At 70.4% G+C, this 22988-nt stretch carries 24 protein-coding genes; 11 read left to right on the top strand and 13 right to left on the bottom strand.

The genetic code is table 11. The annotated features are described in order from the left end of the window. Positions 1 to 42: 42 nt before the first annotated feature. The gene (locus KF837_04470) at positions 43 to 711 is read right to left on the bottom strand and encodes a 2-hydroxychromene-2-carboxylate isomerase (GenBank protein MBX3226539.1); all 669 of its coding nucleotides are present in this window, start codon (positions 709 to 711) and stop codon (positions 43 to 45) included. Positions 712 to 828: 117 nt separating this feature from the next. Between KF837_04470 and KF837_04465 the strand changes: the two genes are divergently transcribed. Then, positions 829 to 1749 carry a hypothetical protein gene (locus KF837_04465; GenBank protein ID MBX3226538.1) on the top strand — a complete coding sequence of 307 codons (921 nt, stop codon included), beginning with the start codon at positions 829 to 831 and terminating at the stop codon, positions 1747 to 1749. 8 nt (positions 1750 to 1757) lie between these two features. On the opposite strand, the gene KF837_04460 is transcribed toward KF837_04465, so the two are convergent. Then, the gene (locus KF837_04460) at positions 1758 to 2357 is read right to left on the bottom strand and encodes a hypothetical protein (GenBank protein ID MBX3226537.1); all 600 of its coding nucleotides are present in this window, start codon (positions 2355 to 2357) and stop codon (positions 1758 to 1760) included. Between the two features lie 62 nt (positions 2358 to 2419). Here KF837_04460 and KF837_04455 point away from each other — a divergent pair, with 62 nt between their 5' ends. Together KF837_04455 and KF837_04450 are read left to right on the top strand one after the other, a co-directional pair. Further along, positions 2420 to 3223, top strand: coding sequence for a hypothetical protein (locus KF837_04455; protein ID MBX3226536.1), 804 nt, complete (start codon positions 2420 to 2422; stop codon positions 3221 to 3223). Next, positions 3220 to 4122 (top strand): hypothetical protein, encoded by a 903-nt coding sequence (locus KF837_04450; GenBank protein ID MBX3226535.1) that lies wholly within the window; start codon positions 3220 to 3222, stop codon positions 4120 to 4122. Before KF837_04455 ends, KF837_04450 begins: the two co-directional genes overlap by 4 nt. A 9-nt stretch (positions 4123 to 4131) precedes the next feature. On the opposite strand, the gene KF837_04445 is transcribed toward KF837_04450, so the two are convergent. Both KF837_04445 and KF837_04440 read right to left on the bottom strand, forming a co-directional pair. Continuing rightward, positions 4132 to 5355: an ATP-grasp domain-containing protein gene (locus KF837_04445; protein MBX3226534.1), complete on the bottom strand. Its 1224-nt coding sequence runs from the start codon at positions 5353 to 5355 to the stop codon at positions 4132 to 4134. Positions 5356 to 5373: 18 nt separating this feature from the next. Continuing rightward, the gene (locus KF837_04440; GenBank protein ID MBX3226533.1) at positions 5374 to 6915 is read right to left on the bottom strand and encodes an ATP-dependent DNA ligase; all 1542 of its coding nucleotides are present in this window, start codon (positions 6913 to 6915) and stop codon (positions 5374 to 5376) included. A gap of 98 nt (positions 6916 to 7013) precedes the next feature. Between KF837_04440 and KF837_04435 the strand changes: the two genes are divergently transcribed. Then, a complete protein-coding gene (locus KF837_04435; GenBank protein ID MBX3226532.1) occupies positions 7014 to 7613 on the top strand; it encodes a methyltransferase domain-containing protein in 600 nt (199 codons plus the stop codon). On the opposite strand, the gene KF837_04430 is transcribed toward KF837_04435, so the two are convergent. From KF837_04430 to KF837_04420, 3 genes are read right to left on the bottom strand one after another with little or no spacing between them, the layout of a single operon-like run. After that, entirely contained in the window at positions 7610 to 9961 is a 2352-nt protein-coding gene (locus KF837_04430) for an excinuclease ABC subunit UvrA (GenBank protein ID MBX3226531.1), read from the bottom strand. The genes KF837_04435 and KF837_04430 overlap by 4 nt on opposite strands. Next, positions 9958 to 10368 (bottom strand): VOC family protein, encoded by a 411-nt coding sequence (locus tag KF837_04425; GenBank protein MBX3226530.1) that lies wholly within the window; start codon positions 10366 to 10368, stop codon positions 9958 to 9960. The genes KF837_04430 and KF837_04425 overlap by 4 nt, the downstream gene beginning before the upstream one ends. Continuing rightward, entirely contained in the window at positions 10365 to 10841 is a 477-nt protein-coding gene (locus tag KF837_04420) for a helix-turn-helix transcriptional regulator (GenBank protein MBX3226529.1), read from the bottom strand. The genes KF837_04425 and KF837_04420 overlap by 4 nt, the downstream gene beginning before the upstream one ends. 220 nt (positions 10842 to 11061) lie before the next feature. Between KF837_04420 and KF837_04415 the strand changes: the two genes are divergently transcribed. Beyond that, positions 11062 to 12576, top strand: a complete 1515-nt coding sequence (locus KF837_04415) for a hypothetical protein (protein ID MBX3226528.1) — start codon at positions 11062 to 11064, stop codon at positions 12574 to 12576. An 8-nt stretch (positions 12577 to 12584) separates the two neighbouring features. On the opposite strand, the gene KF837_04410 is transcribed toward KF837_04415, so the two are convergent. Then, on the bottom strand, positions 12585 to 13382 hold the full coding sequence (locus tag KF837_04410) for a hypothetical protein (GenBank protein MBX3226527.1): 798 nt from the start codon (positions 13380 to 13382) through the stop codon (positions 12585 to 12587). Between the two features lie 327 nt (positions 13383 to 13709). Between KF837_04410 and KF837_04405 the strand changes: the two genes are divergently transcribed. Next, positions 13710 to 14573: a hypothetical protein gene (locus KF837_04405; GenBank protein MBX3226526.1), complete on the top strand. Its 864-nt coding sequence runs from the start codon at positions 13710 to 13712 to the stop codon at positions 14571 to 14573. Positions 14574 to 14921: 348 nt separating this feature from the next. Beyond that, positions 14922 to 16148 (top strand): sigma 54-dependent Fis family transcriptional regulator, encoded by a 1227-nt coding sequence (locus tag KF837_04400; GenBank protein MBX3226525.1) that lies wholly within the window; start codon positions 14922 to 14924, stop codon positions 16146 to 16148. Positions 16149 to 16166: 18 nt separating this feature from the next. Here the strand turns inward: KF837_04400 and KF837_04395 are convergent, their stop codons facing one another. Continuing rightward, on the bottom strand, positions 16167 to 16721 hold the full coding sequence (locus tag KF837_04395; protein MBX3226524.1) for an OmpA family protein: 555 nt from the start codon (positions 16719 to 16721) through the stop codon (positions 16167 to 16169). Positions 16722 to 16815: 94 nt separating this feature from the next. On the opposite strand from KF837_04395, the gene KF837_04390 reads away from it, so the two are divergent. After that, complete coding sequence (locus KF837_04390) at positions 16816 to 17265, top strand: cupin domain-containing protein (protein MBX3226523.1); 450 nt, start codon at positions 16816 to 16818, stop codon at positions 17263 to 17265. 137 nt (positions 17266 to 17402) lie between these two features. Here the strand turns inward: KF837_04390 and KF837_04385 are convergent, their stop codons facing one another. From KF837_04385 to KF837_04375, 3 genes are read right to left on the bottom strand one after another with little or no spacing between them, the layout of a single operon-like run. Then, on the bottom strand, positions 17403 to 17816 hold the full coding sequence (locus KF837_04385; GenBank protein ID MBX3226522.1) for a hypothetical protein: 414 nt from the start codon (positions 17814 to 17816) through the stop codon (positions 17403 to 17405). Positions 17817 to 17862: 46 nt separating this feature from the next. Further along, positions 17863 to 18447 carry a hypothetical protein gene (locus KF837_04380; GenBank protein ID MBX3226521.1) on the bottom strand — a complete coding sequence of 195 codons (585 nt, stop codon included), beginning with the start codon at positions 18445 to 18447 and terminating at the stop codon, positions 17863 to 17865. Between the two features lie 34 nt (positions 18448 to 18481). Then, on the bottom strand, positions 18482 to 18928 hold the full coding sequence (locus KF837_04375; protein ID MBX3226520.1) for a hypothetical protein: 447 nt from the start codon (positions 18926 to 18928) through the stop codon (positions 18482 to 18484). Between the two features lie 155 nt (positions 18929 to 19083). Here KF837_04375 and KF837_04370 point away from each other — a divergent pair, with 155 nt between their 5' ends. Next, positions 19084 to 19908 carry a hypothetical protein gene (locus KF837_04370; GenBank protein ID MBX3226519.1) on the top strand — a complete coding sequence of 275 codons (825 nt, stop codon included), beginning with the start codon at positions 19084 to 19086 and terminating at the stop codon, positions 19906 to 19908. 3 nt (positions 19909 to 19911) lie between these two features. Here the strand turns inward: KF837_04370 and KF837_04365 are convergent, their stop codons facing one another. Continuing rightward, complete coding sequence (locus KF837_04365; protein MBX3226518.1) at positions 19912 to 21384, bottom strand: VWA domain-containing protein; 1473 nt, start codon at positions 21382 to 21384, stop codon at positions 19912 to 19914. Between the two features lie 158 nt (positions 21385 to 21542). On the opposite strand from KF837_04365, the gene KF837_04360 reads away from it, so the two are divergent. Together KF837_04360 and KF837_04355 are read left to right on the top strand one after the other, a co-directional pair. Further along, positions 21543 to 22091 (top strand): YbhB/YbcL family Raf kinase inhibitor-like protein, encoded by a 549-nt coding sequence (locus KF837_04360; protein MBX3226517.1) that lies wholly within the window; start codon positions 21543 to 21545, stop codon positions 22089 to 22091. 7 nt (positions 22092 to 22098) lie between these two features. Next, positions 22099 to 22977: a hypothetical protein gene (locus KF837_04355; GenBank protein ID MBX3226516.1), complete on the top strand. Its 879-nt coding sequence runs from the start codon at positions 22099 to 22101 to the stop codon at positions 22975 to 22977. Positions 22978 to 22988 lie beyond the last annotated feature (11 nt).

Below are 22988 nucleotides of genomic sequence, written 5' to 3'. Positions count from 1 at the left end.
GCGGGCGATGGTCCGCCGATCCAGATCCAGCCGTGCCGGCGATCAACGCGCCTGCTTTCGCTCCGCGCTCGGCGTGAGGGCGCTCCACCGCGCGAGGATCTCGGCGTCGACGGTGGGGCGAGCGTCGCGGAGGAAGCGCTCGAGATCGCCCAGCGCGTCGACGCCCCAGAACGGCTCGCCGCCGGCGATCGTCGTCGGCACGCCGAACACGCCGTCCGCGATCGCGCGCTCCGTCTGCGCCTTCACGCGCGCCTTTCCCTCCGCCGACGTCGCGTCCGCGATCGTCCGCTCCGCGTCGACGCCGAGCTCGGTGAGGAGGCGCGCGACGATGGCGGCGTCCTCGAGGTTCGCGCCTTCGCCGCTCCACACCGCGGCGTAGAGCCGATCGACGATGCGCCGCCGCGTCGCCGCGTCGTTCGGAACGGACGCCACGCGCAGCGCGAGGAGCGGGTTGAACGGATGATGCTTCGGCACCCCGAGCGGGACGCCGAGCGCGCGCGCCTTGCGGAGGGTGTCGAACAGGAGGTAACGCCGCTTCGCCGCGATCTCGGCGGGTCCCTTCGTTCCATGATGATCGAGGAGCGCCGCGAACAGCACCGGCACCGCTTCGACCTCACGCCCCGCCGCGACGCGGTGGATCTGCGTCCACGCGAGGTACGCGTATGGCGAGATGAAATCGAAATAGAAGCGAACGGGCTCGATCTCGGTCATCGCGGAGAAGATATCCGCTCCTGAGCCGCCTCGGATCCAGATCGGGTTGGCAAGGTCCTGGAAACACTACGGACGCACATTGTGGGCAGGTGGCTCGTCGCGTGCAGGTCGGCGGGCATGAGGCTCTCGCTCGCGCTGCTGGTCGCCGCCTCGCTCGTCGCGTGCCGCGCCGCGGACGAGGGCGCGGCGGCGGGCTCGCAGGCGGTCGTCGAGATCGCGCCCGACGCGGTGAAGGTCATGAACGACGTCTGGGCGACGCGCGACTTCGACTACCTCCCGTGGGCGTACTCGCCCGACGGCTGCTTCGCGCGCTCGTACTTCATGTCGATGGAGCTCGCGTCGCGCGGCATCCCGGTGCGCCAGCAGATCATCAACCTCCGCTGGAACTCCGACGTCGCGTCGAACCAGGCCGAGTTCGAGCCGGTCGATCGCGCCGGCAACCCCGTCACCTATCCGGCGACCGGCGGCCGCGCGGTCAAGTGGCAGTACCACATCGCGGCGGTGCTGATGCCGGGGCCGAACGTGAGGATCGCGGAGCCGATGGTCATCGATCGCGCGCTCGAGCCCGGACCGGTCACGGTGGAGCAATGGGTCCGCGACGCGAACTCGAGCAACATCCCGGTTGCACCTCCGAGCGACGCGCCGCTCACGACCGACGACAACGGCCACCCTACGCGCGGGTTCAACCAGCTGAAGACGCGCGGCGCGCCGTACGTCGGGGTCGGCTCCTTCCTGAACGACAACTGGGCGTCGTACGAGGCGGAGCCCGAGCTCGTGCCGTCGTTCGATCCCTCGACGATCCAGCTCGCCTGCGACACGGTGTGGACGATCTGGGTCGACTGCATGGGCGCCGACGAGGCCGCGACGACGAAGATGCTCGACGCGCGCACGAACGCGCTCGTGCGCGACCTCGACGCGCGGCACGCCCTCACCGAGGAGCGCCCCGCGGAGCCGATCGCGTGCACGCGCAACCCGCGCTTCTCGTGCTTCGCCCACTCGAACGCGATGGACGCAGAGCCGGCGGACGCGACCGAGTAGCGATCGGATCAGAACGTCGTCGTGATCGTGTCGCGGCGGCGGCTCGGCGGCCACGTGAGGCCGCGCACGGTGCGGTCGACGCACGTGACGAGCGCGGCGACCGACTTCGCGCGCGCCTTCGCCGCGTCCTTCTGCGCCTTCGTCGGCTTCTTCGGCTTCTTCGTCTTCGGCATGACGACGCGCACGGTGACGCCGATCGCGCGGCCCTCCCGGATCGCCGCCTTGACGGTGACCTTCGCCTTCGCCGGGACGCGGCAGTGCGAGGGCACGCCGCGCATCGGCTCCATGAGCTGCACGTCGGTGAGATGCAGATGATCGTCCCTGTCGCTCAGCGGCTCGGGCGTCGCCGTCGCCTGCTCGTAGCTGAGCTTCGAGACGGGAGGGAGGAGCCCCGCGTCGACGGGCATCAGGTTCGTGAATTCCTCCGGCGGCGCGGACGCGTCCTCCTCCTCTTCTTCTTCCGCGTGCGCCTCGCCGTCGTGTTCCTCTACACCCGCGTCCTCCGGCGGCGCCGGCTCGGCCAGCGGCGGCGCGGGCGGCGGCGTGGTGGCGCACGCGACGGCGCACGCGAGCACCGTCGCACCGATCCACGCCCACGCCCTCTTCACGCGAACAGAATAGACGCGCTCACGCGCTTGCGCTTCCTCCGAACCTCGTGGACCCTCGATCGATGACGTCCGACGCGCTCGATCCCCTGCGTGCCTGCTGCGCACGCGTCGGCTTCGATCTCGATCGTGCGGGCAGCGCGCTGCTCGAGCGGATGCTCCTCCTCGCGGAGGGCTCCGGCACGTTCGACGACGCCGTCCGCCTCGCCGATCACGCGCATCGGGTGTTCGCGCACTACGCGAAGACGAAGCCGGACCGCGCGTTCGACGCGCTCGAGCGCCGCACGGTGGTGCTCGCGAGCCTCTTCTCCGACATCGGCAAGACCGGCCCGGCCGACGCCGGCGCGGACGATCGGAGGACCATCGTCGAGGCGTTCGCGGTCGAGAACGTGCGCGACGACCAGCAGCCCGTCGCGACGTTCCTGCGCACGTACTTCGCCGCCGACGCCGAGGAGCGCATCGCGCGGTTCGCGGCGATGGGCATCGATCCCGCGCTCTCGCTCCGGGAGTTCTGGAACCTCCACGCCCACTGGACGCTCGCGATCAGCGAAGCGGCCGGGCTCCCGCCGGAGGCGACCGCCGCCGCCGCGACGCACCACATGCTCGACGACGTGAACCCGGACTCGATCGTAGGCGACGACGATCGCTTCACGCGCTCCTTCGGGCAGAACACCACCTTCGATCGCGCCGAGAAGCTCGTCATCCTCCTCGACAAGTACGACGCCGTCCGCCGCCGCGGCGGGCGCTCGCACGAAGGCGCGATCGCGTGGCTCCGCGAGCGCATCGCGCAGAGCGACCGCTTCCGCGACGACGCGGAGCTCCTCGAGCTCGTCGCCGACGTGGACGCCGCGATCGGCGCGAGCCCATGAGACACGCGCGCGTCGCCCTGCTCGTCCTCGTCGCGTGCCGGTCGCCGCATCCGGCGCCGGCGCCGAGCGCGCCTCCGCCCGTCGCGGTCGCGGGGCCGCCGCCTCCGGAGCCGAGCGAGCCTGCCGTCGCCGACGACGACGCGAGCGCGCCGCCGCCTCCGGAGCCCGCGCCGCTCGGCGGCGACGTGCTGGAGACGTGGGAGGTCGGCGACCTCGAGGTGGTCGCCTCGTTGCCGACCGGTACGGAGGAGCGGCGACCGATCGTGGTCGGCGTGCACGGCTCGCACGATCGCCCCGACGCCGCGTGCCGGCGCTGGCGGCGCGCGCTCGCGGCCTGGCCGATCATCGTGTGCCCGAAGGGCGTGCCGTACCGCGGCGGCCTCGCGTGGGGCGCGCCCGCCGACGTCGCGCAGCGGATCGATCGCACGCTCGCCGCGCTGCGCGAGCGGCACGGCGACCGCGTCGCGGAGGGCAGCGTCGTCTACGCGGGCTGGTCGCTCGGCGCGACGCGCGGTCCGAAGGTCGTCGCGCTGCGTCCCGGCCTCTTCGATCCCGTCGTCCTCGTCGAGATCGGCCACACGCGCATCGACGCCCGCGCGAGCGCCGCGTCGCTCCGCGGAGGGCGCGTGGCGCACCCGATCGTGGCGTGCGCGACGAAGCGCTGCGCGTCGTTCGCGAAGCGGCTCGGCGGCGCGGCGTTCGTCGACGCCGGCATCGGCCGCGGCCACGTGTTCGACGCGCGGATGGCGCGCGCGGTCGGCGAGTCCGTCCGCGCCGCCGTCGCGAACGACGCGCGCTGGGAGGGCCTCGCCGCCGCCCTCGCCGCGTCGCCGCCCGCCGACGACGAAGAGCCGCTCCCGCCGGTGGACGAGGAGCCCGACCTCGTCCCCGATCCGTAGCGACCGCGCTCAGCCGCCGGCGTGGATCTGAATCGTCGCCGCCGCCTCGCGCGCCATCGCGAGCGCGGTATCGTGATCGGGATCGCGTACGACGATGTTGCCGTCGGAGAGGAAGGTCTGCCGCCAGTCCCGCCGCGGCGCGCCGATCGGGAGGAGATCGACGCGCGCGACGTTGTCGCGATATCGATTCATGAACTCGTCGAGGCCGACGTACTTGGTAATTCGCCCCTGCCCCTTCGCGCGGATGAACACGATTCCGGCGTGGTATTTCTGCTCCGGCGGCGCGTCGACGCGGCCGTGGACGACCGCGCGCGCCCACTCGACGAAGAGGTCCACGTCACCGGCGTAGTTCATGAGGTCGACCATGTTCGCGCCCGGCGCCCGGCACGCGATCTCGCCGAACACGGCCTCGCCGCTCTTCTTCGAGCGGAACCACTCCATGTGCGTGAAGCCGCTCCCCATCCCGAGCGCGGCGACGGCCTTCCGTCCCATCTCCACCGCGTCCGCGACGAGGGGGCTCTTCCGATCGCGCAGGGTCAGGATGATGGGGCTGATCCACTCCTTCTTCCGCGCCTCGAGGACGTTCGGGTAATAGCGCGTGCAGCCTTCGTAGAGCGGCACGCCGTTCGAGCAGACCGTCTCGTAGGTGTACTCGTCGCCTTCGATGAGCTCCTCGACGCTCGCCTCGGGGACGTGCGCGGTCCGCGCGAGCACCGCCTCGAGCTCCTCCTTCGACGTCGCCGCCCACGTGTCCGCCGACCCCGCCCCCGCGATCGGCTTGAAGATGAGCGGGAACCCGATCCGCTCCGCCGCCGCCCAGACCTCCTTCGCCGTCCGCACGCGCGCGGACCGCGGCACGCGAATGCCCGCCGCGGCGACGCGCTCGCGCATCGCGACCTTGTCGCGGAAGCCGATGACCGCGTCGCGCCGCATCCCGGGGAGCGACCAGCGCGCGCGGAGGTCCGCCGCGAGCAGCATCATCACCTCCCAGTTCGTCTCCACCCGATCGATCCAGCGGCCGCGGAGCCACTTCTCGAGCCGGCGCGTGACGTCCTCTTCGTCGAGCGCGCTCGGGACCTGGAGGTAGTCCTCGAGCGCGTCCTTCACGCCCTTCGGGAGCGAGCGCGCGGGCGAGTCCCCGACGCCGAGCACCGAGGCCCCGACCGCGGCGAGGCCGCGCGTGAACTGCTGCATCTCGGGCGGATAGGCCGGCGACAGGAAGAGGACCTTCACGGGGCGAGCAGTATAGGGTCACTCGCCGCGGCGCCGAGCGTGGATCGCGCGCACGGTCTCGATCGTGTCGGCCTCGGCGGCGGTCTTGTCCTCGCGGTAGCGCAGGACGCGCGCGAAGCGGAGCGCCATCCCGCCGGGGTAGCGCGTCGAGGTCTGGAGCCCGTCGAACGCGATCTCGACGACCTGCTCGGGCCGCAGCTTCACCACGTACCCGTCGGTCGGCCCGTCGGTGAGCGCGAGGAAGCGCTCGGTCTGCCACGCGAGCATCGCGTCGGTCATCCCCTTGAAGGTCTTGCCGAGCATGACGAAGCCTCCCGTCGCGGGGTCGCGCGCGCCGAGGTGGATGTTCGAGAGCTTCCCAGTGCGGCGCCCCGATCCCCACTCCACCGCGAGCACGACGAGGTCGAGGGTGAGGACCGGCTTGATCTTCCGCCAGCTCGCGCCGCGCCGCCCCGCTTCGTACGGCGCGGACAGCGACTTCGCGACGACGCCCTCGTAGCCGCGCGCGAGCATGCGATCGAGGAAGGCCTCCGCCTCCGCCGCGTCGCTCGTGACGACGCGATCGACGAGGCGCGCGGAGGTCTCGAGGCGCTCGAGCGCGGCGCGGCGCTCGGCGTTGGGGAGGTCGAGGAGGTCCACGCCGTCGACGTGGAGCGCGTCGAAGAGGAAGATCGACGGGCGCTCCTCCCCCGCGCCGCTCGCGAAGCGCGACGCGGTCTCCTGGAACGGCAGCGGTCTCTCCGGCGCGTCCTTGCCCGCGAACGCGAACCACAGGATCTCACCGTCGACGACGAGCGACGGCGCCGGCCACCGCGCGACCTCGGCCGCGACGCGCGCGAGCCGCGCGGTGACGTCGTCGAGCGAGCGCGTGAAGAGGCGCACCTCTTCGCCGTGCTTGTGGATCTGGATGCGCGCGCCGTCGAGCTTCGCCTCGAATGCCGCGGGCGCGCCGAGATCGGAGAGCGCCTCCGCGACGGAGCCCGCGGTCTGCGCGAGCATCGGCGCGAGGGCGCACCCGACCTCGAGGCGGAACGACGCGAGCGCGGGCGCGCCGCCTTCCATCGCGGCCGCGGCGACGGCGGGGAGATCGCCGCGCAGCATCGTCGCCCGCCGCACGGTCGCGACGGGCACGCCGGCCGCCTTCGCGACCGCGTCGAGCATCACGCCCGCGAGCGCGCCTTGGCGGAGGTTCCCCGCGAGCAACGCGCGGAGGAAGGACTGCTCGACCTCCGTCGCGCGCGACATGACGTCGAGGAGGAGCGCGGCGCGGCGGCCTTGCGATCCGGCCCCCGCCGCGGAGGCCATCTCGCCGAAGGCGCGGTTCACCTCCTCGACGGTGAGCGACGGCGTCGCCGCGGACGCCGGCATCCGCGCGAGCGACGCCCACCCCACGCCGACCCGCCGCTGGAGGAGCTCCCCGGAGAGCCACGCGACGAGCGCGGGCACGTCGGAGCGATCCGCCGCGCGCAAGAGCTCGGCGAGCCGCGCCGTCTTCGCCGACCGAGCTCCGGTCGCCGCGGTCTCGCCGGAGACCGCCGCCACGTCCGCGAGGCGGGTCAACGCGCTTCCTCGTCGTGCATCACGCGTCCTATCGTACCGGTGATACCGGCGCGCGAGCGCGCAACCACCCCGACATCGTGATACGAAGCGCGTCGGCGATGGCCTGGTACGACGTCTTCTCTCGCTTCTATGACGCCTCCCTCGAGCCGCTCTATCGCGAGCAGCGGGCGCGCGCCGCCGAGATGCTGCGGCTCGAGGAGGGCTCCTTCGTGCTCGATCTGCCGTGCGGCACGGGGCAGTCGTTCTCGAAGCTCGCGGCGGCGGGCCGCGTCGTGGGCGTCGACCTGTCGGACGGGATGTTGCGCGAGGCGAAGCGGCGCGTGGAGCGCGATGGCCTGCGCGGCGTCTCCCTCCTCGCGAAGGACGCGGCGACGCTGACGATCGACGACCTCGGCGGCGCCGCGCCCGATCGCCTCCACGTCTTCCTCGGCATGACCGTCTTCCCCGATCACGAGGCCGTCTTCGAGCGACTCTGGTCCGTGCTCGCGCCGGGCGGGCGCTGCGTCATCGTCGACGTTCATGCGGCCGAGCCGCGGTTTCAAGGGAAGATGGTCGAGTGGCTCGCGCGCGCCGACCTCCGCCGCCGCTTCTGGGAGCCGCTCGAGCGCCGCGGCGCCGGCTACGTCCGCGAAGACCTCACGTTCGATCGCCGCCACGGCGGCCAGATCATGATCGCCGCCGCCGACAAGCCCGCTTAGCCGACGAACGCGGCGAGGTGCTTGCCCGTGAGCGTCTTCTTCTTCGCCGCGACGAGGTCGTGCGGCGTGCCCTCGAAGACGACGCTGCCGCCGTCGTGCCCCGCGCCGGGGCCGAGGTCGATGATCCAGTCCGCGTGCGCCATCACCGCCTGGTGATGCTCGATCACGATGACCGACTTGCCCGCGTCGACGAGGCGATCGAGCAGGCCCAGGAGCTGCGCGAGATCGGCGAGGTGGAGGCCCGTCGTAGGCTCGTCGAGGACGTAGACGCCGCCGTCTTCGCCCATGTGCGTCGCGAGCTTCAGACGCTGCCGCTCGCCGCCCGACAGCGTCGTCAGTGGCTGGCCGAGCGTCAGGTATCCGAGGCCCACGTCCGCCATACGCTGCAAGATCGCGTGCGCGGCCGGCGTCGCCGCCTTGCCTTTACCGAAGAACAGGGTCGCCTCCGCGACCGGCATGTCGAGCACCTCGGCGATGTTCTTGCCGCCGAGCCGGTACTCGAGGACCGAAGCCTGGAAGCGCTTGCCCTCGCAGTCCTCGCACACGGTCGTGACGCCCGCCATCATCGCGAGGTCGGTGTAAATCACGCCCGCGCCGTTGCAGGTGGGGCAGGCGCCCTCCGAGTTCGCGCTGAAGAGCGCCGGCTTGACGTTGTTCTCTTTTGCATACGCCTTACGAATCGGCTCCAGCAAATCGGTATACGTCGCCGGGTTGCTCCGGCGCGACCCGCGGATCGGCGTCTGATCCACCGAGACCACCCCCTCGCGCTTCGCGACGGAGCCGTGGATGAGCGAGCTCTTCCCCGACCCCGCCACCCCGGTGACGACGACGAGCACGCCGAGCGGGATGTCGACGTCGACGTTCTTCAGGTTGTGGGTCTTCGCCCCGCGCACCTTCATCGCCCCCGCCGGCTTCCGCACCGAGGGCTTGAGCGAAGCGCGATCGCTCAAGTGGCGGCCGGTGAGCGTACCGCTCTTCTTCAGCCCCGCGACCGTGCCCTCGAAGACCACCTCGCCGCCCGCGGTCCCGGCGCCAGGGCCGAGGTCGACGACGTGATCGGCGATCGCGATCATCTCCGGCTTGTGCTCGACGACGAGGACGGTGTTGCCCTTGTCGCGGAGGCGGAAGAGCAGGTCGTTCATCCGCTGGATGTCGTGCGGATGCATCCCCGCGGTGGGCTCGTCGAACACGTACGTCACGTCGGTCAGCGACGAGCCGAGGTGGCGCACCATCTTCGTGCGCTGCGCCTCGCCGCCCGAGAGCGTGCCGGTCGGGCGATCGAGGCTCAGGTAGCCGAGGCCGATCTCGACGAACGAGTCGAGGGTGTGCCGCAGCGCGGTGAGGAGCGGCGCGACGGAGGCCTCCTTCAGGCCGCCCGCCCACTCCGCGAGCTCGTTGATCTGCATCGCGCACGCGTCGGCGATGTTGATCCCCTTGATCTTGGAGGACCGCGCGCTCTCGTTGAGGCGCGTGCCTTTGCAGTCGGGGCACGTCGTGAAGGTGACGGCGCGCTCGACGAACGCACGGATGTGCGGCTGCATCGACTCGACGTCCTTTGACAAATACGACTTCTGGATCTGCGGGATCAATCCCAGGTACGTCAGGTTGATTCCGCCGACCTTGATCTTGGTCGCTTCTTTGTAAAGAAAGTCGTGGAGCTCCTTCTTGTTGAATTTCTTGATGGGTTTCTTGAAATCGAAGAAGCCGCAGCCCTCGTAAATACGCCCGTACCAGCCCTCCATCGAGAAGCCGGGGACCGTGAGCGCGCCCTCGGCGAGGGACTTGTCCTCGTCGTAGAGCTGCGTCAGGTCGATGTCGTTCACCGAGCCCATGCCCTCGCAGCGCGGGCACATCCCGCCTTGCCGGTTGAAGACGACCTTCTCGGTCTTCTTGTTCCCCTTCTCCACCGTGAGCGCCCCCGCCGCGCGCACGGTCGGCACGTTGAACGCGAAGGCCTGCGGCCCGCCGACGTGCGGCTTGCCGAGGCGGCTGAAGAGCACGCGCAGCATCGCGTTCGCGTCGGTGACGGTGCCGACCGTGGAGCGCGGGTTCGCGCCGAGCCGCTCCTGATCGACGATGATCGCGGTCGTGAGGCCGTCGAGGACGTCGACCTCGGGGCGATCGAGCGTGGGCATGAAGCCCTGCACGAACGCGCTGTACGTCTCGTTGATGAGGCGCTGCGACTCCGCCGCGATCGTCCCGAAGACGAGGGAGGACTTCCCCGAGCCCGAGACGCCGGTGAACACGGTCAACCGGCGCTTCGGGATCTCGACGCTGACGTCCTTCAGGTTGTTCTCGCGCGCGCCCTGAACGCGGATCAGGTCGTGACGATCGGCGGCGTGAGTCACTGCGCGCGCGCCTCGATCATCTTCCAGCCGTTGCCCGACGGATCGCGGAAGCCCGCGTCGACCGCGCCGAAGCGCTCGATCGGCTCCTGCGTGAGCTCCACCCCGCGCGCCTTCATCCGCTCGTAGGCCGCGCGGCAGTCGTCGACCTCGAGCACGAGCGGCGGCATCGCGCCCTTCGCCACCGCCTCGCGCAGCGACTGCGCCGTGCTCTCGTCCACCGTCGGCGGGCCCGGCTTGAAGAGCCCGAGCTGGAACGACGGCTGGTCCGGGTGCTGGACCGTGAGCCAGCGGTAGTCCCCGTTCTTCACGTCGGCCTTGACCTTGAAGCCGAGCTTCTCGACGTAAAACGCGAGCGCCTCGTCCTGATCACGCACGTACAGCCCGACCATACCGACACCTTGGCTCATGGGACCTCCGTTCCTTCGGGCTCTTTCCTACCCTCCCCCTCCTTCCGTCGCTTCTCCGAAACTGCCATCGTGAGGTCCGGCCGCAATGCGACGCGGATGTGACAGTCGGGGACGTGCTCCGGCGCGTGCGCGCTCGACGTCCGGCGCGCGCGGAGCTCGCCCGGGCTCTCCCCCGTGACGTCGCGGAACGTGCGGCCGAACGTGCCGAGGCTCTTCCACCCCGTCGCGAACGCGACCTCCGTGATCGGCAAATCCGTGTCGCGGAGGAGCGCCGTCGCGCGCTCGATGCGGCGCGTGAGCAGATAGCGATGCGGCGGGACGCCGAAAGCTTCCTTGAAAGAGCGCGCGAAGTGAGCCTCCGAGACGCCGCTCACGCGCGCGAGCCGCACGACCGGCCACTCTTCGTGCGACGCCGCGTCCATCCGATCCTTCGCGCGCAAGAGCCGCCTGATCAGCTCCGGGTCCTGACCCACGCGCCCGGATATAAGCGAACGATCCCCCAAACGCGACGACTTCGGCGCCCGCTCTCAAGCCCTTGCGCACGAGCCTGCGCAAAGCGCGACTGAGGACTCTCGTCCCTTCCGATCCAGCGTCGTGCCTCGGTCCGACGCGATTGCGCAATTTGGACAGCTCGATTCGCGCGGGATCGCGCACGTCACACATTGCGGCACATGGTGTGCTTGCCGCGAGCGCATGCTTCGACGCGTTTGGCCCGCTCTTCCTCTTCTTCTTTCCTGCGCCAACCCCACCGAAACGCCCGCCGCGAGCGACGCCGAGCTCCACCTCGAAGAGGGTCCGATCCCCACCGCGCTCACCGAGCTGAAGGCGGGTCTCCCCTATTTGCCCGGTATCGACGAGTCGCCGCTCGCGCTCGGCGCGCCGTGCGTCGCGGATCCGAAGATCACGATCACGCCCGGTCAGGTCGGCTCCGCCGCCGCGGTGGTGCAGACGCGCGATCGCCTCAGCCGCGAGCTCGGCTTCGGGATCAACGGCACCATCCCCGTCGCCGGCGGCATCACCGGCGCGGCCGGCCTCACGTACACGACGTCGTTCGACGATCAGTCCGCCGTCGTCCTCTTCCAGAGCACCGGCACGTACGAGAGCGTCCTCACCGGCGCGTCCGCGCTCGCGTCCTACGACGCGGACGCGATCTGGCGCTGCGGGTTCGGCTACGTCGCGCGCGCGAGCCATCGCGTCACCGCCGCGCTCGTCGTGACCGTGCGCGCGGTCTCGAACGACAAGGACTTCAAGGCCAACGCCGGCCTCGGCAAGACCGGCGTCGCGGAGGCGAAGGCGAGCATCTCGAACCTGATCCAGCGCGGTCACGTCGAGATCTCGATCCGCTTCGCGACCGACGTGATCCCGAAGCTACCGCGCGCCCCGTTCGCGGACACCGTGATCATCGTCGGTACGAGTGAATCCGACAAACAGAAGGCGCAGGAGAAGCTCGCGCGTTCGCTCGGCTGGCTCGCCGAAGCGCAGTCGACGATCGAGGGCTACCTCGGCGAGCTGCGCGCCAACGCGGAGAAGGCGCCGCCCGCGCCGGCGCAGTCGATCACCTTCCGCTACTACCCCGGCACGCCGAACGACATACGCGCCGCGGTCGATCGCGCGGTCGGCCACGCGAACGACACGAAGGTCGCGCTCCGCAAGGCGCGCGCGTTCGTCGACGCGTGGGAGCAATACGCGAAGGCGGGGAACGAAGGGACGAGCCACGAGTGGAACGTCCCGCTCGCGCCGGCCGCGACCGTCGCCGACCTCGATCGCCGGAAGACCGCCGCGCTCGAGAAGCTGCGGCCGCACGAGAGAGAGCTCGCGGCCAACCTCGACGCGTGCGTGAATTCGCTCCGCAACGATCGCACCGCGCTCGACGCCGCCTGCACCGCCCCGCCGGCGCTCCCGCTCGACGAACGCGCGAACGACATCCGTCGCATCGCCTACCTCTCGACCGAGCAGACGCGCGGGGCGCAGGCGTGCCCCGCCGGCCAGCGTCTCCCGAAGGAGAGCGAGGCGGCGATCTTCTCGCCGTGGAGCAAGGCGCGCGCGAAGACGTCGAACCAGGGACTCTGGATGGCGGAGAGCGGCTGCACGTGGAGCGCCGGTTGGATCTACGACGGCGCGCCGGGCTGCTCGAACATGTGGATCGTCGACAACGGTCTCCGCGTCTGCCTCTCGAACGCGGGCGGACCGATGCCTCCGCTCGACTGAGCGCCTCTTCAGTGCGTGCCGAACGCGCACGTCTGGCGGAACACGCCGCCCGACTCTTCCTTGCTCGAGAGCGACACCGGCGCGACGAGGACCTGGGAGGCGAACTCGCGCGCGTCGACGCCGCGCGCGGCCATGATCTTCTTCACGAGCTTCTCGTCGCTCGAGTCGGCGGGGCTCGCGAGCTCCTGCTCGAACTTGCTCCACCCGGCGAGGCGGTCGACGCGCTTCCACAGACCGGAGAACTGCGACGACCAGAAGAAGCTGATCAACGAGACCGACGCGCGCTCGTACATCTTCAGCGCGAGCTCGGAGCAGTAGATCTTGTCGTCGCCCTCGGTGAAGAGCAGATCGTACGGCTTGCCGTAGAACGGCTTGCCCGCCTCGAAGAGCGCCTTCACCGTCTTCGCCGGGAGGTCGCTCTTGTAGCGCGACGCTGCGAACTTCTTGCCCTGCCCGCGGCCGATCCACGACTCGAGCGGCGTGATCTTCACGGGGCCGACCGCCTCGTAGACGTTCCACGCGCCGGCCACCTTGAAGACGACGCCGACGTGCGTGAGCTGGCTCTGCGTGAGGTACGCGATCGCGCCCGCCTGCTCCGAGAGCGAGCGGTGGAAGACGAGGTCGCCCGCCTTGAGCTCGCAGTCGCCGCGCGTCCTCGTCGCGAGCGCCTCCTCGTCGGAGAGCTGGTACGCGGTCGCGGCGAGCGCCGCCTCGGACTCCGTCGTAGGCTCCTCGTCGATGTCTTCTCCCGCGCACGCCGCGAGCGCGAGAAACCCGAGGACCAGGACCTTACGTACGAGCGCCATACATTCACCCACCGCAAGCGGCGGGCCTCTCCTTACCACGCCAAACCACACGAGACTTCACGCCTTTGCGCGCGCGATCATGGTCGATCATGGAGCTCGCGCGCCCCGCGATCACGCGTGCTCGCGCAGAACGAGCACCCGCCGACGACATGGACGAGACGCTGCGACAGCGTGTTCGGGACGGCTGCACGATCGCGACGTCGCCGGCGTGGTGGCGTAGCGGAACGAGTATGATTGGGAACGCGAGGAATCGATCGACTCGTCGCGGTCTTCGCGCGATCCCATGAACGTCCCGAAATCGAGGCACCGCGCACGACTCCGTGAAACATGGTCACAGCTCGTCACCGCATATGGCTCGGAGCGCTCGTCGCCGCGGCGTGTACCCCGTTCGCGGCCGACGACGGCTCGCGCCCAACGTCCGAGGCCGGCGCTCGACTGCCGACCGCCGACGCTGCGACGCCGGCCGAGGCGGGGGAGATTCCGCCGCCGCCGGTGATCCCCGACGCGAGCGCCAACGAGCCGCCGCGGAAGACGGTGACGTGGAGCTTCACGAACGACAACCTCATGACCGGTTTCTCGTACCCGAATCACAACGGAACCCAGCAGGTCGGGCGCGACAGCGTCAGCTACACGAGCGCGCCCGCGTCGTTCCGATCGCGCATCGGGCCGCACGAGGGCCAGTCGGCCGCTCGCTATGGCTTTCGTCCCTACGCCGACGCCGCGAAGGCCGGACGTTACCGGATCGATCTGCAGCTCAAGATGACCTGCGAGCTCGAGGACACCTCGCAGAAAGTGTCCGTCGTCGAGCTGTACTGCACCGGGGGGACCAGCGCCCCCGTCGTCATCCTCATGTACGACCCGATCAAGAAGGGACTGGCATTCCAGGGGAGCCACAAGCCCGCGCCGACGTCGGGAGAAACGAAGACGTACCCCCAGCGGCCGTTCCCCTCGCTCGCTCTCAACGAATGGCATCACATCACGATCGACGCCGTCTTCGGACACGACGACGGAGCTCTCTCTCTCTTGCTCGACGGTCAAGCAGTGAACGAGGTCCCGGCGGCGACGGAGATCGGCCTCGGATGCGCGGGCTCGCCGATGTCGTTTCAGGTCGGCCTCGCCGCCATCCTGACCGGAGCGACGGGGGACTGCACTGCCCACTACGACGACGTCGTGTTCGAATATCCAGAATAGCGCTCCCCGTATCTCCCGCGCTCCGCGTCTCCCGCGAGGATCAATTCGAGGTGAGGGCTAGAAACCTCGGGCGCGGGGCGCGGACTGATGCCATGGTGAATCAGTCACGGCTCCGTCCATCGACGCGAGCGTGAGCACATCGAGCGTGCGCTTCGCGGCGCGCGCGCCGGCGCTCCTGTGTGCTGCAGAGCGACGAGACGCCAACAACCCCAAGAGTCCTCGCGGCTGCCGCGAGGGGGAGAACCTCGCGTGAAGCACGAGACACCGGGTCATTTCACGAGCGTCACGGTCAACACGGTAGAGCGGACGGAGATCCGCGGCGGCACCATCCGCCTTCGCGAAGGCGACATGCCTCCCTTACCCATCGGCCACGTCGCGCAGATCGTGGGGCGCGACGAGTCGTGCGACCTCGTCCTCTGCGACGGCAAGGTGAGCGCGATTCATCTCGAGCTCGCCGCGACGGAGCGAGGGGTACGCGTCCGCGACCTCGGCTCACGCAACGGGACGTTCGTCGGTCGCACCCGCATCGCCGACGGATACCTCACCGAGCCCGCGACGATCACGATCGGCGACACCGCGCTCGAGTTCCAACCCACCCGGCCGGAGCGGCTCGCGGTCTCCGCCGGCGTCGAGTTCGGGCCGATGGTCGGCGCGAGCCAGTCGATGCGCGAGGTGTTTGCGCGCTGCCAGCAAGCGGCGCCGACGGACCTCAGCGTCCTCATCCTCGGCGAGACCGGCTGCGGAAAGGAGCTCGTCGCGGCGGCGATCCACGGCGCGAGCCAGCGCGCGAAGCGGCCCTTCGTCGTCGTCGACTGCGGCTCGATCCCGCCCGGGCTCGCGGAGAGCACGCTCTTCGGGCACGAGCGCGGCGCGTTCACCACCGCGGTGACGAACCGGATATCGCCCTTCGTCGAAGCCGACGGCGGAACGATCTTCCTCGACGAGCTCGGCGAGCTCCCGCTCGATATCCAACCAAAGCTCCTCCGCGCCCTGGCGGAGAAGCGTGTAAAGGCGCTCGGCTCGAACAAATGGCGCCCCGTCGACGTACGCGTCATCGCCGCGACGCGGCGGGATATCACGCGCGAGGTAAATGCCAATACGTTCCGGAGCGACCTCTATTTCCGCGTCGCCCAGCTGCGCGTCGAGCTCCCTCCGCTGCGGGATCGCCGCGAGGACATTCCCGCGCTCGTACGGCGGATTAGCGCGGACCTCGGCGCGCCCGACGCCTACGAGCGAATTCCCACCGACTCGCTCGAGCGACTGATGCACCACGACTGGCCCGGCAACGTGCGTGAGCTCCGGAACGTGCTCTCCGTCGCGATCGCCTTCGCGAAGGACGGACCGGTCGACGTCGCCGCGCACCTGGCGCCGCTATTGCCAATCAGCGAATCCCCCACGACGAAAGGTCGAACCTATCAAGATGCCAAACGCGAGCTGTTGAGCCGCTTCGAGCGCGACTACTTCATGGCGCTCCACGCGGAGTGCGGCGGCAACGTCAGCGAGATCGGCCGCCGAGCCGCGATGGAGCGCGCCCACGTCCGCGGCTATCTCCGTCGCCACGGCATCGGGACGTGATCTCGCCGTCGCGCGCGCCTACTTCAGCGTGATGTCGACGCGGCGGTCGATTTGCCGCTCCGCGGCATCGGTCCCTGTCGCGTCGAGCTCACCGCGCGACGTCTCCTGGAGCTGGGCGCTCTTCACGCCGAACTGTCCGAGGTAGGTGGCGACCGTGTTCGCGCGGCGGGCGCCGAGCGCCATGTTGTAGTCCTCCGTCCCGAGCGTGTCCGCGCGTCCGGTGAGCATCACGGTGCGGCCCGCGAGCGGCCCGGTGCTGAGGCACTGGCTGATGAGCTGCAGCATCTCGTAGTCCGCGAGCGCGAGGTCGCTCTCGTCGAACGCGAACTTCGGCGCCGACTGGACGTTGCCGAGCGGGAGCTGACACGTCCGCGAGATCTCCTCCGACACCGTGACGGAAGGGCTGACCGGGACCTGACGTGGCAAGACGGCACCGGACAGCTCCGTCGTCGAGGTCGTCTCCGTCGCCGGCGGAGGCGCGACCGCGGCCGCCGGCGGACGCTTCTCTCCGCGGCAGCCGCTCGCAAGCGCAGCCAGAAAACAGACACCCGCGATCAGCGATCCGAACCTCATGACGCACCTCCTTCGCGCGAAGGTGCATCTCACGTGCCCGCCCACGGTAGAGGTGCTGGAAATTAGTTCACCGATCCGTTAACCTTTTTGCATCATGCCGCGCGCAAAGACACGTGCCCCGATCCGCCTCGCTCCCGGCGAAGGCCGCACCTACGCGATGGGCCCGCTCCGCGCCGTCTTCAAGGCGGACGGCGCGGAGACGCGCGGGAGGTACTCGATCTCCGAGTGGTGGCTCGACCCGTACACGCGCGGCCCCGGCGCGCACCAGCACGAGGAGGACGACGTCTTCTTCGTCCTCGAAGGAACGATGAGCTTCTTCGTCGGCGGCGAGTGGATCGACGCGCCGAAGGGCTCCTTCGTCGTCGCCCCCGGCGGCACTCCCCACGACTTCGAGAACCGCACGGCGAAGCGCGCCGGCGCCCTCAACATCTCGGTGCCAGGCGACTTCGAGCCCCACATGGAGGGCATCGCCGCCTGGTTCCGCGCCCGCCCCACCGCAGACTCCCGCACCACGAACGCCCCACGAACACGCAAACGCGCCTGATCCTCCCTCCGAGGCGACACCATGACTTGGATGATTCGGCGGCGAGAGCGTCGAGACACGAGGCACGAGGCGCGTGCGTGTGTTCTTTCCCAGATGGCGGCGAGCCTGACGCCTCGCTTCAGTGAAGGCGACCGCGGTCAGCTCTGGGAGCCGGGTTTGCCGTTCTTGTCGCCTGCGTGGGCGCGTTTGCCGCCGCCGCGGCCGAGGCCGTGGCCGCTGCCGTGCTCGGCGGTGGTGCCGCCCGGCACGCCGTCCTTGTTGCCGGCGGCCTCGCCCGTCTTGCCGCCGCTGTTGCGGCCGCCGCCTTCACCGCTGCCGTGCTTCTGCGTCGTGCCGCCCGGCACGCCGTCCTTGTTGCCGGCCGCGGCGCGCGGATGACCATGCGCGCCGGTGCCGCCGCCGGAGCCATGGGCCGTGGTCTTGCCCGACGCCGGCGCGTCGGTCGCCGCTCCCGATGCGCCTTCGGGCGCGGTCGGCGGTGGCGTCGAGCCTCCGCAGGCGGTGAGGGCAAACGTGACGAGAACCAGTGCGACGTGCGTGCGAGCCAGCATTTTTCGCCTCGTGTAACATCAGTGTAACACGGGTCCGGGCGGGAGCTCAAACACAGCAGGAAGGCAGCTCGGGCTCCGATCGCGTGCACGCGCTCTGGCATTTGTTCTCGCCGCAGACCGCCGTCGACGCGACCTTGCCGGAGCGGCATCGAACCGCGACGTCCGCGTTGCGCTTGCTCCAGCCGACGTCGCGACCGCAGTACGTGCCGTCCGCGCGACCGCTGCAGGGATCGCACTGATCGTCGAATCCGTTGACCGCGACGCAGCCGATCGGGCACCGCGCCGTGCAGGTGAAGACGCCCTCGCACCGGAGCAGATCGTTCTCCCCGTCGGCGGGATAGTCGGTGACGCGCCGACCGCAGACCATGCCGCCCGGCGCGCAGAACCCGAACACCGTCGGCGGCGTCTTGCACTCGGGAGGAAAGTCGGACGGGCGGGCGTCCGCCGCCGATGCCGCGTCACCGGCGGGCGCGCCGTCGCCGGGCGGCGGTGCGTCGAAGGTCGTCGCGACGCCGCTGTCGTCGACGATCTCGGCGACGTCGGAGGGCTCGTCGAACGAGACGAGGAGCGTGCACCCCGCGAGCCCAGCGAGCGCGACGCCGATCGTGGTTGCGAACGCGCCTCGCCCCATGGAGCGAGCATATCCGCAAACGAGGTGTGTGACGCTAGCCCCGCTTCTTGCCGTGACGATGGGCCGCGCGCTTCGCCGCCTTCGATTTCGCCTTGTCCTCGACCGTCGTCTCCGCCTCCGGCTTCTTCTCGTCGGCCACCTCCACGGCGGGCACGGCGGGCGCGGGCTTCGTCTCGGGCGGCGGCGGCGGCGTGGTGGGAGCGGCGGGAGCGGCGGGCGGCGGCTTCGTCTCGACCGGCTTCGCGGCGATGGGCTCGTGCGACGCACGTGAGATCATCACCGCCGCGATGACGGCGACGACGCCGACCCCGATACCGAAGAAGAGACCGCGCTTGCGCCGCGACTCCGCGTCGGGATCCTCGGCGATGCCGAACGACGACATCGAGAACGGCGTCGCGGACGCGCGGTCCGACGTCGGTGGGCGGTAGGCGATCTCCGTCGGCGGATCGCCGTGCGCGTAGTCGAAGATGTCCGTGTTCATCGTGCGCGCACCCTACGCCGCCGAGCATCGATCGAAAAATGACGGCAGGCATGAGACGGCGGGAGGACGACACCACGACGCGAATCGTCCCGGCTCAATGAAATTCCCGCCGCTCCCGCGCAGGAAAGCCCGCTTCCAAAGGACCGGCGACGCTCGTGGGTCGGACCGGAGTGCGGCGCGCGCTCCTCGTCGTGCTCGTCGTGCTCACCGGGCTCGTCGAGCTCACGTGCTGTCGCGTGGGCGCGGCCGACGGAGCGCTCAGCCCCGTCGCGATCGAGGAGGAGCGGCGCGACCGGGAGGAGAGCGTCGGCGCGGGATACGACGTCTTCGCCGCGCCGCCGTTCGTCGTCGTCGCGCAGAACGGGATGCGCGCCGAGGCGACCGCGACGATCGAGTGGGCGCGCGATCGCCTCCGCGCCGACTTCTTCGACAAGGAGCCGGGCAAGGTGCTCACGATCTTCGTGTTCGCGGACGAGGCCTCGTATCGGAGCGGGAGCTCCGCGCTGCTCGACGTCGTGCCGGACACACCTTACGGCTTCTTCCGGCCGTGCAAGCGCGCGCTCGTCGTCGACTCCGCGTACGGCTGGGGCACGCTCGTCCACGAGCTGGTGCACGCCTACGTCGGCGCCGACTTCCCCTCCGCCCCGACCTGGCTGAACGAGGGGCTCGGCTCGCTGTTCGAGCGACCGATCGACGTCGAAGGCCATATTCGCGGAGCCACCAACTGGCGACTAGCGGAGCTCCAACAAGCCATTCGCGAACGCCGCTCGCTCTCGTTCGAGACGATGGCCGGAGGCTCGCGGCTCGCGTTCGACGGCAAACGCGGCTCTCTCTATACGTTTCGCGATCACCCGGAAGGCGACGGCCTCCCCGCGCTCCGGCGCGTCACCGGCGTCGCCGACCTCGACGCGCTGCGACGCCGCTGGGAGACCGACGTCCTCGCGCTCTCCTACGCGGCCCCGAACGTGGCGCGACGCTGAGCTTCAGCGAAACTCTCGGCTCAGGTTCAGCTCCTGGAGCGCCTTCGGCGCCGCCTTCGTCGGGGCGGCGTCCTTCTGCTTCGACGCCGCCGCCTCGTCCGCGGCCTTCTGCGCCTTCTCGAGCGCGGCGACCTGATCGTCGAAGTCTTGCCGGAAGCCGCGCGCGCGCGTCGGCGCGACGTTGCCCGCCGGCGCGCTCCGCGACACGTCTTGCTTGACGTTGCCGAGCTCGTTGGTCCGGCCGGCGAGGCGCCGGCGCGCCTCCTCCGCGCGACCGCCCGCGATGAGCTCGCTCGCCTCGGCGAGGGTGCGCGCGGTCTGGCTCCGCTCGACGCGCGCGCGCACGAACGGATCGAGCTCGGCCTGCGCGCCGTCGCTCTTCACGTCGAGGGCGAGCGTCCCGCTGTACGACACGTTCCGGTGCTCGCGCAGGTCGCGGTACGCGAGCTTCACGTCGGCGACGGGCTGGCGTCCGTCGTGGTCGACCGGCACGCGGAGCTTCAAGAGGAGCGACTTCTCCTCCTTCATTCCATAGGTGCCGAGCGGGACGACGACGCGGCGGCCGTCGCGGCTGAAGGAGCGATCGAAGACCTCGTCGATCTCGACCCCCGGCGCCGGCTCGACGACGAGCGCCGCGTCCTGCGCGACCGTCGAGAGGAGCTGGAGGAACTCCTGCGTGAACACGCTGGAGAGCGTCTCGGGATTGGCCACGAAGTAGTGATTGCCATTCGCCTCGCTCGCAATCGCGCTCATCACCTTTTCGTCGTAATCCAGATCGACGCCGATCGTGGTGACGGCGCAGCTCTGCTCGCGGATCAGCGACGCGAGGCCGCGGAGCCCGGCGACGTCCTTGATCCCGTGGTTCGTCGCGCCGTCGGAGAGGAGGAGCATCCGGCGCACGCGGTCGCCGCCGATCGGTGCGCGATCGAGCGCGCGCTTCGCCGCCTCGAGGCCGCACGAGATGCAGGTGTCTCCGCCGAGGCGAATCCCCTCGATCGCGGCCCGGATGTCGGGGCGCGTCTCGGCGCTGATCGTCGTCGGCTCGAGCACGACCTCCGCCTGCGTGTCGAAGCTGACGACGAGCACGGTGTCGCCGTCCTTCAGCCCGTCGACCGCGGTGTTGGCGGCGGCGATCGCGTTCGCGATGCGGCGTCCCTTCATCGATCCCGATCGGTCGACGACGAGCGCGAGGTCGAGCGGCGGCGCGGTCGCGAGCTGCGAGTCGATGCCGGTCACCGTCGCGAAGAGGTAGGTCTCCGCCGTGCCCGCGCCCGTCGCGAGCGACGCGTGACCGAGACGCGCGTCGGCGAGGAGCGTGCTCCCGAGCGCGAGGTGCGGACCGGGGACCTCGATCGGATCGGCGACGACCTTCGGCGGCGGCGGCTCCTCGGGCGGAGGGATCGGGATCGCGAACGCCGCCGCCGACGAGAACATCGCTCCGAGCCCCGCGAGGACGACGACCAACCTCAGCTTCATGCGGATTCCCTCCAGCGCATGGCGCCAGCCTTCTACGTGCCAGATCGCGATGTGTGCTACGCCGCCGCAAATTTACCAAACATTCAACGAAACCAAACGGTTACCAGCCTGTCGGTTCACCCTTTCCGCGCGCCCGCGCGGGCCTACCATGGGCGGCCATGACCACCAGCAAGCGCCCTCCCTCGCCCTACGAGTTTCTCCCGCAGGTGCCGTCGTTCACGTTGACGAGCGCCGACGTCGCGGACGGAAGACCTCTCTCGAAGCCGCAGGTCTCCGGCATCTTCGGCGCCGGCGGCGAAGACGTCTCGCCGCAGCTCTCGTGGTCGGGCTTCCCGAAGGAGACGAAGAGCTTCGTCGTCACCGTCTACGATCCGGACGCGCCGACCGCGAGCGGCTTCTGGCACTGGGCGGTCGCGAACATCCCGGCGAGCATCACCGAGCTCCCGGCCGACGCGGGCAACCCGGACGCGAAGAAGCTGCCGGCCGGCGCCGTCACGCTGAAGAACGACGGCGGCGGCGCGCGCTACATCGGCGCCGCCCCACCCGCGGGTCACGGCCCGCATCGCTACTTCGTCGTCGTGCACGCCGTCGACGTCGAGAAGCTCGACGTCGGCCCCGACGCGTCGTGCGCGTTCCTCGGCTTCAACCTCTTTTCGCACACGCTCGCGCGCGCGATCCTCGTCCCGACCTACGAGGTCTCGAAGTAGCGCCGCGATGACGGACGCGCAGCCGAAGAAGCACCGACTGCCGGCGACGTTTCGATCGCTCGGCACGCTGCGCGTCCTCAACGTCCTCGCGCTCGCGAGCGCGCTCGGCGGTGGAACGGGCGCCGTCTTCGGCAACCTCTTCGGAGGCACCGGCGATCGCTCCGCGATGGCGGCGACCACGATCTCGACCTTCCTCGTCGCGCTCGTCTGGGCGCGCGCGATGCGCAGCCGCCGCACGTTCTTCGACACCAAGCTCCGGAGCGGCTGGGCCTGGTCGGTGCCGCTCGCGGCGCTCAACGGCGCGATGGCGTGCGGCCTCCTCGCCGCGTCCGAGAACGGCAACTTCATCGAGGGCTTCATCCTCGGCGGCACGATCGGCGCGATCCTCTGGGTCCCGGGGCTCCTCGCCGTCCTCGCGCTCTACGCCTACCCCATCGCGCGCGCGCAGTCGCTCGCCGAGAAGGGGCTCGCGGGCGAGGAGCGGGGCGAGCGCTTCGTCGGCGTCGTCTCCCTCCTCATCGCGCTCGCGACGTTCGTCGTCGTCCCCGCCAGACGGACGTTCATGAACTCGGTCTTCGGCGAGGTTGGCTTGCTCGTGGAGCTCGGGCGTCCGCTCGTGCTCGGCGCCGCGACGATCGCCGCGCTGTCCGGGCTCACCGCCGCCGTGCTCGCGACGTACCGCGACCGCGTCCGGCGCGCCTTCGTCCGCGACGTGGAGGCGGGCACGATCGAGGGCCTCCGCGTCGACACCACCGGCGAGGGCAAGGTCCTCGTCCGCGTCACGTCGCACGGCGCCGGCTACCGCGCGTCGACGCTCGAAGAGCAGATCTACGGCCTCGACGAGGGCGGCGACGCACGCCGCGCGCTCACCGGCGAAGAACCCTGAAGAAGAAGGCT

Origin of the sequence: Labilithrix sp. (genome assembly GCA_019637155.1) — a bacterium.
Lineage (GTDB): Bacteria > Myxococcota_A > Polyangia > Polyangiales > Polyangiaceae > Labilithrix.
This window is presented reverse-complemented; position numbering and strand designations above follow the sequence as displayed.

What these genes read in the sequence shown, in the direction of transcription:
- KF837_04390 (MBX3226523.1), top strand. Translation starts at nt 16,816, where the DNA reads ATGCCGCGCGCAAAGACACGTGCCCCGATCCGCCTCGCTCCCGGCGAA.
- KF837_04410 (MBX3226527.1), bottom strand. Translation starts at nt 13,382, where the DNA reads ATGGCGCTCGTACGTAAGGTCCTGGTCCTCGGGTTTCTCGCGCTCGCG.
- KF837_04380 (MBX3226521.1), bottom strand. Translation starts at nt 18,447, where the DNA reads ATGGGGCGAGGCGCGTTCGCAACCACGATCGGCGTCGCGCTCGCTGGG.
- KF837_04400 (MBX3226525.1), top strand. Translation starts at nt 14,922, where the DNA reads ATGCCTCCCTTACCCATCGGCCACGTCGCGCAGATCGTGGGGCGCGAC.
- KF837_04395 (MBX3226524.1), bottom strand. Translation starts at nt 16,721, where the DNA reads ATGAGGTTCGGATCGCTGATCGCGGGTGTCTGTTTTCTGGCTGCGCTT.
- KF837_04355 (MBX3226516.1), top strand. Translation starts at nt 22,099, where the DNA reads ATGACGGACGCGCAGCCGAAGAAGCACCGACTGCCGGCGACGTTTCGA.
- KF837_04455 (MBX3226536.1), top strand. Translation starts at nt 2,420, where the DNA reads ATGACGTCCGACGCGCTCGATCCCCTGCGTGCCTGCTGCGCACGCGTC.
- KF837_04405 (MBX3226526.1), top strand. Translation starts at nt 13,710, where the DNA reads ATGGTCACAGCTCGTCACCGCATATGGCTCGGAGCGCTCGTCGCCGCG.
- KF837_04450 (MBX3226535.1), top strand. Translation starts at nt 3,220, where the DNA reads ATGAGACACGCGCGCGTCGCCCTGCTCGTCCTCGTCGCGTGCCGGTCG.
- KF837_04385 (MBX3226522.1), bottom strand. Translation starts at nt 17,816, where the DNA reads ATGCTGGCTCGCACGCACGTCGCACTGGTTCTCGTCACGTTTGCCCTC.
- KF837_04415 (MBX3226528.1), top strand. Translation starts at nt 11,062, where the DNA reads ATGCTTCGACGCGTTTGGCCCGCTCTTCCTCTTCTTCTTTCCTGCGCC.
- KF837_04365 (MBX3226518.1), bottom strand. Translation starts at nt 21,384, where the DNA reads ATGAAGCTGAGGTTGGTCGTCGTCCTCGCGGGGCTCGGAGCGATGTTC.
- KF837_04375 (MBX3226520.1), bottom strand. Translation starts at nt 18,928, where the DNA reads ATGAACACGGACATCTTCGACTACGCGCACGGCGATCCGCCGACGGAG.
- KF837_04360 (MBX3226517.1), top strand. Translation starts at nt 21,543, where the DNA reads ATGACCACCAGCAAGCGCCCTCCCTCGCCCTACGAGTTTCTCCCGCAG.
- KF837_04465 (MBX3226538.1), top strand. Translation starts at nt 829, where the DNA reads ATGAGGCTCTCGCTCGCGCTGCTGGTCGCCGCCTCGCTCGTCGCGTGC.
- KF837_04435 (MBX3226532.1), top strand. Translation starts at nt 7,014, where the DNA reads ATGGCCTGGTACGACGTCTTCTCTCGCTTCTATGACGCCTCCCTCGAG.
- KF837_04425 (MBX3226530.1), bottom strand. Translation starts at nt 10,368, where the DNA reads ATGAGCCAAGGTGTCGGTATGGTCGGGCTGTACGTGCGTGATCAGGAC.
- KF837_04470 (MBX3226539.1), bottom strand. Translation starts at nt 711, where the DNA reads ATGACCGAGATCGAGCCCGTTCGCTTCTATTTCGATTTCATCTCGCCA.